The sequence below is a fragment of the Allokutzneria oryzae genome, from assembly GCF_042429765.1.
GTDB classification, from domain to species: domain Bacteria; phylum Actinomycetota; class Actinomycetes; order Mycobacteriales; family Pseudonocardiaceae; genus Allokutzneria; species Allokutzneria oryzae.
Genome location: NZ_JBHLZU010000002.1, coordinates 242427 through 256338, shown reverse-complemented (window position 1 = coordinate 256338; position 13912 = coordinate 242427). Strand labels below are relative to the sequence as shown.

Genomic DNA, 13912 nt, shown 5'->3' with positions numbered 1-13912 from the left:
CGTCGTGAGGGAGGCCACCCGTGAACGCAGCCGGACAGCCGCGCACCGCAGTCGTCGTCGGTGGAGGCATCGTCGGTCTCTCCGTGGCCTGGTTCCTCCAGGAACACGGCGTCGAGGTGACCGTCGTCGAGCGCGCCGAGGTGGGCGCGGGCGCGTCCTGGGGCAACGCCGGCTGGCTCTCCCCCGGCCTGGCGATCCCGCTGCCGGAGCCGAGCGTGCTGCGCTACGGCTTCCGCTCGCTGATGGACCCGGACGCGCCCCTGTACGTGCCGACCAAGCCGGACCCGAAGCTGTGGGCGTTCCTCACCCGCTTCGCCGCGCACTGCACGATGCCGCAGTGGCGCAAGGCGATGCGGCACTACCTGCCGGTCAACGCGGGCGCTCTGGACGCTTTCGACGTGCTCACCAGCAACGGGGTCGCCGCGAAGACCGTGGAGGCGCCGATCATGGCCGCCTTCGAGCGCGCCGAGCAGGCCGGCGACCTCCGGCACGAGCTGGAGCTGATCAACCAGGCCGGGCAGGAGATCAACTTCACCGAGCTCTCCGGCGACGAGGTCCGCAAGGCCGTCCCGCAGGTCTCCGGCAACGTCGAGCTGGCGCTGCGGCTGGACGGCCAGCGCTACATCGACCCGGGCGCCTTCACCCAGGCCCTCGCGGCGTCGGTGCGCGAGCGGGGCGGCGAGATCCGCACCGGCTTCACCGCGCGCACCCTGCGGCACGGCCCCAAGGGCGTCACGGTCGAGGCCTTCGCGGGCGACCCGGTGCACGCCGACACCGTGGTGCTGGCGACCGGCTCCTGGCTGGACGAGCTGGCCAGGCCGCTCGGCGTGAAGATGCCGGTGCGCGCGGGCCGCGGCTACTCCTTCAGCGTGCCGGTGACCGAGGAGGTCCCGTGCCCGGTGTACTTCCCGGCCGTGCGCGTGGCGTGCACGCCGTACCAGGGGCGGCTGCGGGTCGCGGGCACCATGGAGTTCCGCCACGCCGACGCGCCGCTGGACCCGCGCCGGGTCAGCTCGATCGTCAACTCCGCGCGCAAGCTGCTCACCGGCGTCGACTGGACCGAGCAGGCCGAGACCTGGGTCGGCCCGCGCCCGGTCACCCCGGACGGGCTGCCGCTGATCGGTGAGACCAAGGTGCCCGGCGTCTTCGTCGCCGGTGGGCACGGCATGTGGGGCGTGACCCTGGGCCCGCTGACCGGCCAGCTGCTCGCCGAGCAGATGGTCACCGGCAAGGCTCCGGCCGCGCTGCACCCCTTCGACCCGCACCGCGGCGGTCTCCGCGGCTTGGTGCGTCGCTCGGCCTGACGGCAGGGGTCAGGTCAAGCGGGACCGCCGAGCAGGCGGTCGACGGAGATGGTGACCGGCGTGCCGCCTCGGCGCACGACGGTCACCTCTCTCGTTGTCAGGTCCGCGACGAAGGAGCACAGGGTCGCGGACTGGTCCCCCGGCACCGGGTCGCGGTGGACACCGCGCGGCGCGGACCGCGTCAGCACCTCGACGAACCAGTCCGTGTCCGGGTCCGCCTTCGGCGCTGACAGCCGGGTGAGCACCTGCGCCCGCGCCACGCTCGACGCGCTCGCCCGGTCCGGCAGCTCCGTCAGGTGTCTGAGGTGGTTGGTGTGCCAAGCCCACGGTCTGGCCGGGGTCACCTCGTGCATGGCCGTGCTGCCGCTGGCGCTCTCCACCTGCACCAGCCTGCCGGTGTCGAGGTCGCCGACGTTGTAGGCGAACCCGCCCGCACTCGGGTTGCGGCCGAGGAAGCGCACGACGTCCTCCACACCGCGGACGGCGTGCAGGCCGCGCGCGACGAAGTGCCTGCCCACGCCCGGTCTCGGCTGCACGAGCGGGATGTGGTCGATGCCGAGCACCATGCCGAGCCCGGTCACCACGAACGCGTTGCCCGGCAGGAAACCCGGGTACCACAGTGAGCTGACGGCGGGCTCACCGTCGAGCTGGAGGGTGAGCAGCACCATGTGCTCCTCCTGACCGGCGGTGCCGTCCTCGTTGTGGGCGAGCACCGAGCGCCGCCCCCGCCACAGCACGTCCGAGCACCCCGTCGCGATCACCTCGTTGGGGACGTCCCCGCGCAGGTTCGCCAGCAGCAGCGTGCGTAAGGGCATGTCCGCGCCCTTGGCGAGCTCCGCCAGCTCCGCGTGCTGCTCGGGCGCTCCCCGCTCGGTCAGCCGGACCAGCTCGGTCAGCGCCTCCGCACCCGTCCCGGTGGCCTCGTAGCGCCGCATGGCGGCGATCTCGGGCATGCCGAGCACGAGGTCCCTGATCCGCCCGGCGAACTCCTCCCCGAGGGCGCGGAAGGCCGCTCTTCGTTCGCCGCGCACCACCACCCACGGCATGCCGCCCAGCTCGTGGTGGTCGATCCGCACAGTCATGCGCCTGCCGCCCTTCGTCACCGAACTCCGTCTCCCCTGTCGCCGGGAAGGACTCCGGTGTAACCCGATGGCACGACATCGCGCACACATACGTCCGGAAAGTCCGGCGAACGCCATGTGAGGATCTTCGCCATGGCTGGTCAGCTCATCGGGACGGACGGCGGGACGGGCGCATGAGGGCGGTGGTGACGCGGGTCACGCGGGCGAAGGTGACGGTCGGCGAGGAGGTCGTCGGCGCGATCGAGGAGCCGGGACTGCTGGTGCTGCTGGGAGTGACGCACACCGATGGAGAGGAGCAGGCCGCGACGATGGCGCGGAAGCTGCACGAGCTGAGGATCCTTCGCGAGGAGGAGTCGTGCGCGACCGCGCCGGCACCACTTCTGGTGGTGAGCCAGTTCACGCTCTACGGCGACACCCGCAAGGGCCGCCGTCCTTCGTGGACAGCCGCGGCGCGTCCGGAACACGCGGAACCGTTGGTACAGGCCGTAACTGAGGATCTTCTCAGTCGCGGCGCGCGGGTGGAGACGGGCCGCTTCGGCGCGAGCATGGCCGTCGAGAGCGTGAACGACGGTCCGTTCACCGTCATCGTGGACGTATAAGCGCGTCCTGAGAGAAGTGCGGAGTTCTCTCAGACAATCCTCAGGGTTGGTTGAGCAACCGCCCGGCGCGATGTGACGTCTTGCTAATCGTGAGACACGGGAACGAAAACGAGTTCGTGCTCGTTCTCGAAGTGTCCAGCCGAGACAGCGCGGATACCCCAGGGGGAGCCGACCTGCCGAGGCTCGCCGCGCAAGGGAGCGCAGGCGCGCGGAACAACAGCGCCCCACGCCAGCAGCCACCGACCGGGGAGGAAGCCCGATGACCGTCCCGCAGACCGTAACCGAACTCAACGCGCCCGCCGAGATCGACCTCGACGCGCAGGGACCGGCAGCCGACCTGGTCCGGGTGTACCTCAACGGCATCGGGAAGACCGCGCTGCTCACCGCCGCCGACGAGGTGGAGCTGGCCAAGCGGATCGAGGCCGGCGTCTTCGCGCAGCACATGCTCGACACGGCGAGGTCCCTTACGCCGCAGCGCAAGGCGGACCTCAAGGCGCTCGTGCGGGACGGCCACCGCGCCAAGAACCACCTGCTGGAGGCCAACCTCCGCCTGGTGGTCTCGCTGGCCAAGCGCTACACCGGCCGTGGCATGCCGCTGCTGGACCTGATCCAGGAGGGCAACCTCGGCCTGATCCGCGCGGTGGAGAAGTTCGACTACACCAAGGGTTTCAAGTTCTCCACGTATGCGACGTGGTGGATCCGCCAGGCCATCACCAGGGGCATGGCCGACCAGGGCCGCACGATCCGGCTGCCGGTCCACCTGGTGGAGCAGGTGAACAAGCTGGCCAGGATCAAGCGCGACCTGCACCAGCAGCTGGGCCGCGAGGCCACGCACGAGGAGCTGGCCGCCGAGTCCGGCCTGCCGGAGAACAAGATCTCCGACCTGCTCGACCACGCGCGCGACCCGGTGAGCCTGGACATGCCGGTGGGCACCGAGGAGGACGCCCCGCTCGGCGACTTCATCGAGGACTCCGAGGCGACCGACGCCGAGAGCGCGGTCATCTCCAGTCTTCTCCAGGACGACCTGCGCCGCGTTCTGTCCACTTTGGACGACCGCGAGCAGCACGTGATCCGGCTGCGCTACGGCCTCGACGACGGCCAGCCCAAGACCCTCGACCAGATCGGCCGCCTGTTCGGCCTCTCCCGGGAGCGGGTCAGGCAGATCGAGCGCGAGGTCATGTCCAAGCTGCGCCAGGGCGAGCGCGCGGAGAAGCTGCGCGCCTACGCGAGCTGAGCCGGGGAACACCACTCGTTCGGCAGCGTTGACCTGTGACGTGAATCACGGCAAGGTCAACGATTGCCCTGATGCGAACTTCGCGGGCGAACGCGCTTCTGTGCGGTCGCCCGCACACCCCGGGAGGTCGGACCCGTCGGGGGCGGGTCCGGCCTTCCGACCTTGTCCGGGCACTCCGCCCCAAGCCCAGGGCACCAGCCCCGCGCGCCCCCGGCGATTCCGTGCGCCACCGCCCGCCACTCGGCGACACCACCCGCCACGCCCTGTGCGCCACCCGCCACTCGGCGATTCCGACGCCACAGGCGGGCACATCCGCACTCCGTCACCCCCGGCGCCACGGACGCCTCGGACGCCACGAGGCGAGCACTCGTACTCCGAAGATCACCGCCATCTCGCCCACCCTGGGACCAACTTCGCGTTTTGTAGGCTTAATGCGAAATGAGAGCGCTCTCCTCCACATTAAGCCTACAAAACGCGAGAACGGTGGGCCGGAGGTGAGCCGGGGACGGGGCCGGAGGTGGGCGGGCCGGAGGTGGGCGGGAGGGGTGAGGCCGGGGCGGGGGGACGGGACCGGGTCCGCGCCTCGCCGAGGGGCGGATGGTCCAGCGGGCCGGACGGCCGGGCTCAACCCCCGGAGCGCGTGGTCCGGCGTCGCGACGGCCGGGCTCAACCCAGGAGCGCGTGGCCCAGCATCGCGACGGCCAGGCTCAACCCCCGGAGCGCGTGGTTCGGCGTCGCGAGGGCCGGGGTGGAGTCGCCGGGGCGCCTCAGCCGAGGAGGCGGGTGGTCCAGCGGGCCGCGACGGCCGGGCTCACACCGTGCTCGTCCAGCCAGCCGGTGGGGCCGTCCGGGTGCGACTCCAGGCGGTCCAGTACCGCTTCCATCGCGCGGGCCGGGGCTTCGAAGAGGTGGCGGACCGGCTCCAGGTCCCTGCCCTCCGGCAGCAGCACCCCATCGGTCAACCTGGCGATGACCTGGTCCATGTTGGCCTGGGTCCGGACGTAGTCCGCCACGATCGCCTCACGGGTCACGCCGACGGCGGAGAGCATCAGCGCCGTGGCCACTCCCGTGCGGTCCTTGCCCGCGGCGCAGTGCACCAGCACCGGGCCGTCCGAGTACGCCGCCAGGCGCAGCACCTCCACGAACTCGGCCGCCGACGCCTTGAGCATGCCGACGTAGACCGCGGCGAGGTCCGTCGCCGCCGGGCTCGTCGGGGTGGACGCCTCGTTGAGGTCGGCGACCACCGCCTCCAGCAGCGGGATGCGGCGCACCACCGTGTCCTGCCCGGCCAGGGGGTGGGCGGCGCCTTCGTGCTCGGCGGTGGCGCGCAGGTCGACCACCAGCTTCGGCGGCCAGACCGGCAGGTCGGGGGCCTCGTCGCCGTCGTGCGGCGCGTCCGAGCGGTAGAGCACGCCCGCCCTCGTGGTGCGGCCGTCCAGCGTGGGCAGCCCGCCCAGGTCCCTGACGTTGACCAGCTTCGCCATCCAGTTGCCCCGTTCTCGCCCGAGGACCCGCCTGCCGGTCCGGGCATCGTCATCGTTCTCCCGTGCACAGCCTCCCCCGGACGGGTGCGGCGCGATCAGCCGCCCCTGGTGGAGGCGCGGACCACCAGATTCGCCGGGACTCGGGTCCTGCGCGGTCGCTCCCCCGTGCCGATCCACGACAGCAGCGACCGGCCCGCCACCTCTCCCGCGCGCCGTCCGGCGAAGTCGACCGAGGTCAGTGCCGGGCGGCACAGCTGGGAGAACGGCAGATCTCCCATGCCGACGACCGCGACCTCGCCGCGGCCGAGCCGGTCCAGCGCCGCGAGGACGCCGTAGGCCAGCAGGTCGTCGGCGCAGACCACCGCGGTCACCCCGGAGTCCAGCCACTCCGGCAGCACCGACGCCATGGTGACCGCGGCGGCCAAGGGGTCCCAGCCGGGCAGGTCGAGGGTGCGCAGCACGTCCGCGTCCGCGACGCGGTCCAGGAACGCGCGGCGGCGGGTGCGGAAGGTCGGCTTGTCACTGGTCGGCCCTATGTAGCCGAAACCGCGGTGGCCGAGTGCGGTGAGGTGGTCGCTGATCAGCTCGCCCGCCGCCACCGTGTCCAGGTCGACGCGCGGCAGCGCGGGTGTGCGGCCGGGCGCGTCGACGACCAGCGTCGGGCACCTCGGCACGAGGTCGCGCAGGACCGGCTCGCCCGGACTGATCAGCACCACGCCCGCCGGGTCCAGCGAGTACGCGCGCAGCACCGTTCGCGCGTCGTAGTCGGTGCCCGACGTCGGCAGCACCAGGGCGAGGGTGTGTTCGTCGCCGAGGGCGGTGCCGAGCCCTGCGAGGACGTCTCCGAAGAACGGGTTCGCCGGGTCGGGCAGGACCGCGCAGACCGTGCCGGAGTCACCTGTGACCAGGCTGCGCGCGGAGCGGTTCGGGCGGTAGCCCAGCTCGGTGACCGCCGCGAGGACGCGCTCGCGCAGCTCGGCGGAGATCCGGCCGGTGTCCTTGCCGTTGACCACCAGGGACACCGCCGAGACCGAGCACCCCGCGTGCTCGGCGACCTCGCGAGCACCGATCCTGCCTTCGCGAACCACGGCCGCAGCCTACGTCACACGCTTGACGTCAAACGTTTGACGCCGCACGCTCCCGGTCGTGCTCTCACGTATCCCCTGGGTCGTCGGCAGCTGCGGCCTGCTGGCCTCGATCGGCGCCGAGTTCGACCGCACGCGCCCCTTCGCGCACATGGTCATCGGCACCGCGATCCACCTCGAACCCAAGACCGTCGCACTGCTGCTCACGCTGCGCAGGGGCGGCGCCGAGATCGTCGCGGCCGGCAACCTCAACAGCACCCAACCCGAGACCGTTGACCACCTCCGCGCGCAGGGCGTCCACGTCGTCGGCAGCACCACGACCGACCACGGCACCCACGTCGCGGAACTGGAGCGGGTGCTCGACGCCGAGCCGCACTTGTTGCTGGACAACGGCGGAGAGCTGTTCGAGCGGTACCTCACGCGGCCGTACGAGCGACTGCTCGGCGGGACCGAGGAGACCACCTCGGGTCGGATGCGCCTGGAACCGTTGCGGGCCGAGCTGGCGCGGCCGGTGCTCGTGGTCAACGACAGTCCGATCAAGCAGTTCGCGGAGAACACCCGCGCGGTCGGGCTCAGCGTGCTGGAGTCCTTCCTCCGCATCACCAACCGGACGCCGCACGGCGCGCGGGTGACCGTTCTCGGTTACGGCGCGTGCGGCCGAGGTGTCGCGGAGTGCTTCCGGCAGGCGCACGCCCTGGTCTCGGTGATCGAGGTGGACCCGGTGGCCAGGCTGCGCGCCCACCTGGACGGCTTCGACGTGCTGGACCGCACGTCCGCGCTCAGCTCCGCCGAGGTCGTCGTCACCGTGACCGGCGCCCGTGACGTGCTGGCCCCGGCGGACCTGCCGCTGCTGAGGGACGACGCGGTCCTGGCCAACGCCGGGCACTTCCCTGACGAGATCAATCTGGGTGACGCCGAGGTGGCACCGCTGACGGAGGGCATCGACACCGTGCACCTGGCCAACGGCAAACGGCTGTACCTGCTGGGCGGTGGACATATGGTGAACCTCGCGGGGCCGCGCGCGTTGGGCAACTCCGTGGAGTCCATGGACCTCGGTTTCGCTCTGCAGAGCCGCTGCCTCGAAGCGGTCGCCACCGGCGCTGTCGGTCCGGATTCCTGTGTAGTGCCAGTGCCAACGGCGATCGACGAGCGCGTCGCCACCGAGTACGTCGCCCTGAGGAGCGCCCGTGTCTGACCCACTCCGCATCGGCGTCCTCGGCGCGGGCCGCATCGCCGCGAAGGCCGTGGTCGCGCCCGCCCGTGACACCGGCTTCGAGGTCGCGGCGATCGCCGCCCGCGACTACGACCGCGCGAAGGACTACGCGCTCCAGCACGGAATCGCCAAGGCGCACAAGGACTACATGGCCCTGGTCGAGGACGGGTCACTGGACGCGGTGTACGTCGCGCTGCCGCCGTCCGCGCACGCCGAGTGGTCCATCGCCGCGCTGCGAGCCGGTCGGAACGTGTTGGTGGAGAAGCCTTTCGCCGCCAACGCGGACCAGGCCGAGGCGATGGTCAACGAGGCCGAGGCGGCGGGTCGCGTGCTCATGGAGGCGTTCCACTACCGCTACCACCCGCTGACGTCGCGGTTGACCACCCTCGTCGCGGGGCTCGGACGGCTTCACACCATCGAGGCCGTGTCGAACGTGCCGATCCCCGACCGGTCCGACATCCGGCACAACCCGGAGCTGGCGGGCGGGGCGCTGATGGACCTCGGCTGCTATCCCGTGCACCTGATCCGCACGCTCACCGGCGCGGAGCCCGAGGTGGTGCGGGCCGAAGCCGTGCAGGAGGTGCCCGGCGTGGACCTGAGCATGGCCGCGACGCTGGCGCTGCCCGGCGGCGGGAGCGCCGAGGTGCGGTGCTCGATGGCCGCCGGACCGGAGAGCGGGGGACCGGAGATCACCCTGACCGTCGTCGGCGAGCGCGGGCGGCTGCACGTCACCAACCCGACGCTGCCCCAGGCGGGCGCGGAGATCAGCGTCGACGGCGGCGCCCCGGAGCGGGCCGACCGGCTGCCGACGACCTTCGAGTGCCAGCTCGCCGCCTTCTCCGAGGCCCTCCGCGGCGGCCCGGCACCGGTCACCGGCGGGGCCGACGCCGTGGCGAACATGCGGGTGATCGACCGGATCTACCAGGTCAGCGGGATGGCGCCGCGAGTCTGAGCAGGATCACACCCCGGTCACGGCGGGGCTGTCGGCGGCTAGAGGTAACGTCCCCCGCGTACCCGAAGCGCGCAAGGGAGCACGCGACGTGACCGCCACCACCACGACCGAGTTCCAGTACACCGACCTGCTGCCACTGGGGCCGGACCACACGGACTACCGCCTGATCAGCACCGAGGGCGTCCGTGTCGTCGAGGCCGCGGGCAGGCGGTTCCTGGAGATCGCCCCCGAGGCGCTGACCCTGCTCGCCCGCGAGGCGATCAAGGACATCCAGCACCTGCTGCGGCCGACCCACCTCGCCCAGCTGCGCGCGATCGTGGACGACCCCGAGGCCAGCGGCAACGACCGCTTCGTCGCGATGGACCTGCTGCGCAACGCCTGCATCGCCGCGGGCGGCGTGCTGCCGATGTGCCAGGACACCGGCACCGCGATCGTGATGGGCAAGCGCACCGAGACCGTGCTCACCGGCGGCGAGGACGAGAAGGCCCTGTCCAAGGGCATCTTCGACGCCTACCAGGAGCTGAACCTGCGGTACTCGCAGCTGGCACCGGTGACGTTCTGGGAGGAGCGCAACACCGGGACGAACCTGCCCGCGCAGATCGAGCTGTTCAGCAAGCCGGGCACGGACCCGTACTACGAGTTCCTGTTCATGGCCAAGGGCGGCGGCAGCGCCAACAAGACCTTCCTCTACCAGGAGACCAAGGCGCTGCTGAACCCGTCGCGGCTGGCGAAGTTCCTCGACGAGAAGCTGCGCGGCCTGGGCACCGCCGCGTGCCCGCCGTACCACCTGGCGATCGTGGTCGGCGGCACCTCGGCGGAGCTCAACCTCAAGGTCGCCAAGCTCGCCTCCGCGCGCTACCTGGACGCGCTGCCCACCGAGGGCTCCGCAGCAGGGCACGCCTTCCGCGACGTCGACCTCGAACAGCAGGTCCTGGAGATGACCAGGCAGTTCGGCATCGGCGCGCAGTTCGGCGGCAAGTACTTCTGCCACGACGTGCGGGTGATCCGGCTGCCAAGGCACGGCGCGTCCTGCCCGGTCGGCGTCGCGGTGTCCTGCTCCGCCGACCGCCAGGCCAAGGCGAAGATCACCCCGGACGGCGTGTTCCTGGAGCAGCTGGAGCGCGACCCGGCGCGGTTCCTGCCCGAGGTCGCCGACGACCAGCTCTCCGAGGAGGTCGTGAAGATCGACCTCACCCGTCCGATGAGCGACATTCGCGAAACGCTTTCGGCATTGCCGGTGAAAACCCGGTTGTCGCTCACCGGGCCGCTCGTCGTCGCGCGCGACATCGCGCACGCGAAGATCAAGGAGCGGCTGGACGCGGGCGAGGGAATGCCGCAGTACCTGCGCGACCACCCCGTCTACTACGCGGGCCCGGCCAAGACCCCCGAGGGCTACGCCTCCGGCTCGTTCGGTCCCACCACGGCCGGGCGGATGGACTCCTACGTCGAGCAGTTCCAGGCGGCGGGCGGCTCGCTGGTGATGCTGGCCAAGGGCAACCGGTCCAAGCAGGTCACCGACGCGTGCAAGAACCACGGCGGCTTCTACCTGGGCTCCATCGGCGGCCCGGCGGCGCGGCTGGCACAGGACTGCATCCGCAAGGTCGAGGTGCTGGAGTACCCGGAGCTCGGCATGGAGGCGGTGTGGAAGATCGAGGTCGAGGACTTCCCCGCCTTCATCGTGGTCGACGACAAGGGTGAGGACTTCTTCGCGGGGACCTCGCAGCCCACTCTGCAGATCTCGTTTCGAAAATAGGACTTCGGGGAGGCGGGTTGAGCACCAGCGCTGATACTGATCGGCATGAGCGCTCGACCTGTTTCGGCCTGGCTGCGTTTTCCCTGGTTGCCGGGAGAGGCGGTGCTGCTGCACCACCGGGCGGTCCGGACGCTGCCGGTGGTCAGGTTCGTCCTGCTGGGTGGCGTCGTGCTGCTGGGCTCGGTCGCGGAGCTCAGCCCGTTCGGCGTCCAGGCACCCCGCTGGGCGCTGCCGGTGGCCGCGGCGGTGATCGCGGTCCTGTCGGTGTTCGGCCGCCGCAACGGGCGGGTGCCCGAGGGGGTGACGTGGGCGGTCAGGAAGGACGGCCGCGTCGGCCTGCTCACCACCGGCTACCCGGTGCCCGGCGACCCGAGGATCGGGTCGCTGACCTGGTTCGGCCCGGAGATGACCGCGGTGCTGGCGCAGCGGAGGGCGCACCCGGTGAGCGAGTCGGCGATCCGGTTGCTGCGCTGCGCCGGGCGCGACCGGGACGAGGAGGAGTTCCTCGCGCTGGCGCAGGAGCAGCCCGCGGAGCTGGTCCTCGCCGACCGCGACGGCGCGGCGCAGGTGCTCGCGCCGCGGATCGGGCTCAGCGGCTCGCTGACCAGGTTCAGCAGGGCGCGGCAGGAGGTGCTCGGCTGGTTCTCCGACTCGTCCCCGCAGTCGGCGGCGGGCCGGATCACGCTGGAGGACGTGCGCGCGATCGCCACCACCGGGATCGCGCCCGGCCACCGGCTGGAGGAGCTGCTCGGCGACTTCGCCCTGCCCACCGAGGCGGACGAGCGCTTCGACCTGGGCTGTCCGCGCTGCTGGCCGTCCAGGGTGGACGGTCACGGGGAGCTGGACCCGGCGAGCCTGGTCAGCGCGCTGCGCGCGGACCTGGCGCTGCAGGTGGAGCTGGACGAGAAGCGGGCGGCCGAGGACCCGGCGGAACAGCGGCTGGTGGAGCGCTGGTCGCGGCGCTGGCAGGACCGGCTGGACGCGATCGCCTACACCCGGCGGCTGCCGCAGGCGCCCGCCCCGGTGCTGCCCGCCGCGCGCCCGGCGCTCTCCGAGTCCGCGACGCTGGCGGTCCGGCTGGTCGCGGCGGAGACCGACGTCAGCCGGGTTCCCTTGCGCCCCAAGCTGACCACGGTCGGCGTGCCGGAGAAGCCGGGCACCGTCGCGGTGCTGCGGCCCGCGCGGGCGCGGCTGTGGCGGCTGGCCGACACCGTGCTGATCGCGCTGACCGGGGCCCTGGTGGCGGCCGTGGTCTTCGCTCTCCTCGCGTGATTCCTTGCGCGGCAAGGAATTCAGGCGACGAATCGTTCTCGTCTGGCGATACTCGGCACCATGAGCGAGTACCGCGTTCCGGCATGGCGCCGGTTCCCCTGGGTACCGGCGGAGTCGGTGCAGATCAGCGGCGACCTGTCCACCGGGTCGTTGCCGTTGCTGCGGTGGGGACTGCTGGCGGGAGCGGCTGTCTGCGCGACACTCGCGCACCTGGTGCACGGGACGGACACCGAGACCGTCCCGCCGTGGTGGGTGTTCACCGGTGCGGCGGCGGTGATCGCGGTGCTGGCGTACTTCACCAGGCGCTACGGGGTCGTGCCCTCCGGCGACGGCTGGCTGGCGAGTCAGGACGGCCGGGTCGGTTCGGTGGAGACCGGCTTCCCGCACGAGCGCAGTGTCACGGCGGTGTGGCTGGATCCCGCGAGAACCTCGGTGGCGCAGGGGTTGTGGGCACGGGCGATGCTCGTGGCCGCGGCTGGCGTGATCACCGCGACGGGGCGCGATCCCGCCCTGCACGGCTTTCCGGTGGGCGAAGACGAGGCCAGCGACGAGGACTTCCCGGACACCACGGGCGCCGTGGTTGCCTGGGACGGCTCCGGTGCGTTCTGGATGTCCGGGATGCGGGAGCAGCCGGAGGTCCGGGATGCGGTGCTCAGCAGGCTGGGCGCGGTGCCGGAACCCGAGCCCGCAGGCACGCTCACCCCGCTGGTCCTCCGGATCACCCGGCGGGACCTGCGGACGCTGGCGTGGGCCGGGGTCGCGACGGCGGCCATGCTGGAGACGGTGTTCGCCGGGCACGCGCCGCCGGACGAGACCGACCACGCCTTGGACCTGAAGCTGACCCGGTGCTGGCCGTCGCGGATCGACGGGCTCTCCGCGGCGGAGCTGCACGATCTCGGCCCCGAGCGGATCTTGGCCGCGCTGCGGGTGGATCTGGCCGCACAGGCGGAACGGGACCGGGCCGAGCCGGGCTACGCGCACGCGGTGTCGGCCTGGCTGGAGCAGTGGACCGAACGCCTGGACGCGGTCGCGCGGGCGGAGGGGCTCGCGGTGGTGGCGGCGCCGGAACCGGCGACCGCCGACCGCCCACCGCTGTCCACAGTGGCCAGTGTGGCGTTGCTGCTGTGCGCGTCCTGCTCGGACCGGGGGCTGGGGCCGCTGCGGCCGGAGCTGGTGGGGCTGGGGGTCCCCGCCGAGCCGCGCACGGCGTCGCTCCCGGCCGGGGCGCCCGGTTGGCGGGTGGCCAACTCGGTGGTCACCGTGCTGGCGTTGCTGGTGGCGGGGGGCGCTCTCCGCGCGCTCCTCGGGTGAACGGGGTGCGGAGGGCGGCGCGCCCGGCCCCTGCCGCCGGGAACGCCGCCCTCAACGCGGCATCACTTCTTCTCGACGCGCTGCTCGACGGAGACGACGCGCTCGCCGAGCGGCTTGGCCAGCTTCAGCTCGACCGGGGGGTAGCGCATGTCCATCGTGCAAGCCTGGGTCTTGTCCGGGTGCCGCTCGGTGAGCAGGAGCTTGACGGTCTTGTCCGTCTGCTCGACGACCTCGCCGCTGACCTTGCTGCAGCCGCCCTCGCGGCCGTACGTGCCGACCGTGGAGCCGTTGTCCTTCGTCCAGACCAGCCGCTTGTAGCCGTCCATGTCCTGGCTGGCCGGGTCGAGCTGCTTGTCCTGGATGGCGGTGCCGCCCTCGGGCGGCTTCGGGATGGCGATGTTCGGTTCGGAGGTCGGCTGACCGGGCGCACTGGACGCGGGCGGGTTGTTCGACGGCTGGCCGCCGAAGCCCACCTCCGAGCCACAGGCCGCCATGGTGAGCAGCAGTGCGCCGGTGCCGACTACGGTTGCGATGCGTCTCATGCCCTAGAGACGGAAGCTCCCCCGCAGCGGGTTGCTCGGAACCGAAACTCATTGAAATGCCAAGGAAAGCTGATCCGGGTG

The 13912-nt window shown here is 72.0% G+C and carries 12 protein-coding genes; 8 read left to right on the top strand and 4 right to left on the bottom strand.

Annotation, left to right across the window (positions count from 1 at the left end):
* Window positions 1-20 precede the first annotated feature (20 nt).
* A complete protein-coding gene (locus ACFFQA_RS01575; RefSeq protein ID WP_377849695.1) occupies window positions 21-1304 on the top strand; it encodes an NAD(P)/FAD-dependent oxidoreductase in 1284 nt (427 codons plus the stop codon).
* A 14-nt stretch (window positions 1305-1318) separates the two neighbouring features.
* Here the strand turns inward: ACFFQA_RS01575 and ACFFQA_RS01570 are convergent, their stop codons facing one another.
* The gene (locus ACFFQA_RS01570; protein WP_377849694.1) at window positions 1319-2386 is read right to left on the bottom strand and encodes a C45 family autoproteolytic acyltransferase/hydrolase; all 1068 of its coding nucleotides are present in this window, start codon (window positions 2384-2386) and stop codon (window positions 1319-1321) included.
* A gap of 173 nt (window positions 2387-2559) precedes the next feature.
* On the opposite strand from ACFFQA_RS01570, the gene dtd reads away from it, so the two are divergent.
* On the top strand, window positions 2560-2985 hold the full coding sequence (gene dtd / locus ACFFQA_RS01565) for a D-aminoacyl-tRNA deacylase (RefSeq protein ID WP_377849693.1): 426 nt from the start codon (window positions 2560-2562) through the stop codon (window positions 2983-2985).
* Between the two features lie 259 nt (window positions 2986-3244).
* Window positions 3245-4219 carry a sigma-70 family RNA polymerase sigma factor gene (locus ACFFQA_RS01560; RefSeq protein ID WP_377849692.1) on the top strand — a complete coding sequence of 325 codons (975 nt, stop codon included), beginning with the start codon at window positions 3245-3247 and terminating at the stop codon, window positions 4217-4219.
* Window positions 4220-4986: 767 nt separating this feature from the next.
* On the opposite strand, the gene ACFFQA_RS01555 is transcribed toward ACFFQA_RS01560, so the two are convergent.
* Window positions 4987-5703 carry a tyrosine-protein phosphatase gene (locus ACFFQA_RS01555; protein WP_377849691.1) on the bottom strand — a complete coding sequence of 239 codons (717 nt, stop codon included), beginning with the start codon at window positions 5701-5703 and terminating at the stop codon, window positions 4987-4989.
* A 95-nt stretch (window positions 5704-5798) separates the two neighbouring features.
* Entirely contained in the window at window positions 5799-6791 is a 993-nt protein-coding gene (locus ACFFQA_RS01550; protein WP_377849690.1) for a LacI family DNA-binding transcriptional regulator, read from the bottom strand.
* 58 nt (window positions 6792-6849) lie between these two features.
* Here ACFFQA_RS01550 and ACFFQA_RS01545 point away from each other — a divergent pair, with 58 nt between their 5' ends.
* From ACFFQA_RS01545 to ACFFQA_RS01525, 5 genes are all read left to right on the top strand, one after another.
* Window positions 6850-7983, top strand: a complete 1134-nt coding sequence (locus ACFFQA_RS01545) for an adenosylhomocysteinase (protein ID WP_377849689.1) — start codon at window positions 6850-6852, stop codon at window positions 7981-7983.
* On the top strand, window positions 7976-8953 hold the full coding sequence (locus tag ACFFQA_RS01540; RefSeq protein WP_377849688.1) for a Gfo/Idh/MocA family protein: 978 nt from the start codon (window positions 7976-7978) through the stop codon (window positions 8951-8953). Before ACFFQA_RS01545 ends, ACFFQA_RS01540 begins: the two co-directional genes overlap by 8 nt.
* Window positions 8954-9041: 88 nt before the next feature.
* A complete protein-coding gene (locus ACFFQA_RS01535; protein ID WP_377849687.1) occupies window positions 9042-10706 on the top strand; it encodes a fumarate hydratase in 1665 nt (554 codons plus the stop codon).
* Between the two features lie 45 nt (window positions 10707-10751).
* Window positions 10752-11978, top strand: coding sequence for a hypothetical protein (locus tag ACFFQA_RS01530; RefSeq protein ID WP_377849686.1), 1227 nt, complete (start codon window positions 10752-10754; stop codon window positions 11976-11978).
* Window positions 11979-12038: 60 nt separating this feature from the next.
* Entirely contained in the window at window positions 12039-13289 is a 1251-nt protein-coding gene (locus tag ACFFQA_RS01525; RefSeq protein WP_377849685.1) for a hypothetical protein, read from the top strand.
* A 62-nt stretch (window positions 13290-13351) separates the two neighbouring features.
* Here the strand turns inward: ACFFQA_RS01525 and ACFFQA_RS01520 are convergent, their stop codons facing one another.
* Entirely contained in the window at window positions 13352-13831 is a 480-nt protein-coding gene (locus tag ACFFQA_RS01520) for a hypothetical protein (protein WP_377849684.1), read from the bottom strand.
* Window positions 13832-13912: the final 81 nt, after the last annotated feature.

What these genes read in the sequence shown, in the direction of transcription:
- ACFFQA_RS01570 (WP_377849694.1), bottom strand. Translation starts at nt 2,386, where the DNA reads ATGACTGTGCGGATCGACCACCACGAGCTGGGCGGCATGCCGTGGGTG.
- dtd (WP_377849693.1), top strand. Translation starts at nt 2,560, where the DNA reads ATGAGGGCGGTGGTGACGCGGGTCACGCGGGCGAAGGTGACGGTCGGC.
- ACFFQA_RS01560 (WP_377849692.1), top strand. Translation starts at nt 3,245, where the DNA reads ATGACCGTCCCGCAGACCGTAACCGAACTCAACGCGCCCGCCGAGATC.
- ACFFQA_RS01555 (WP_377849691.1), bottom strand. Translation starts at nt 5,703, where the DNA reads ATGGCGAAGCTGGTCAACGTCAGGGACCTGGGCGGGCTGCCCACGCTG.
- ACFFQA_RS01530 (WP_377849686.1), top strand. Translation starts at nt 10,752, where the DNA reads ATGAGCGCTCGACCTGTTTCGGCCTGGCTGCGTTTTCCCTGGTTGCCG.
- ACFFQA_RS01525 (WP_377849685.1), top strand. Translation starts at nt 12,039, where the DNA reads ATGAGCGAGTACCGCGTTCCGGCATGGCGCCGGTTCCCCTGGGTACCG.
- ACFFQA_RS01520 (WP_377849684.1), bottom strand. Translation starts at nt 13,831, where the DNA reads ATGAGACGCATCGCAACCGTAGTCGGCACCGGCGCACTGCTGCTCACC.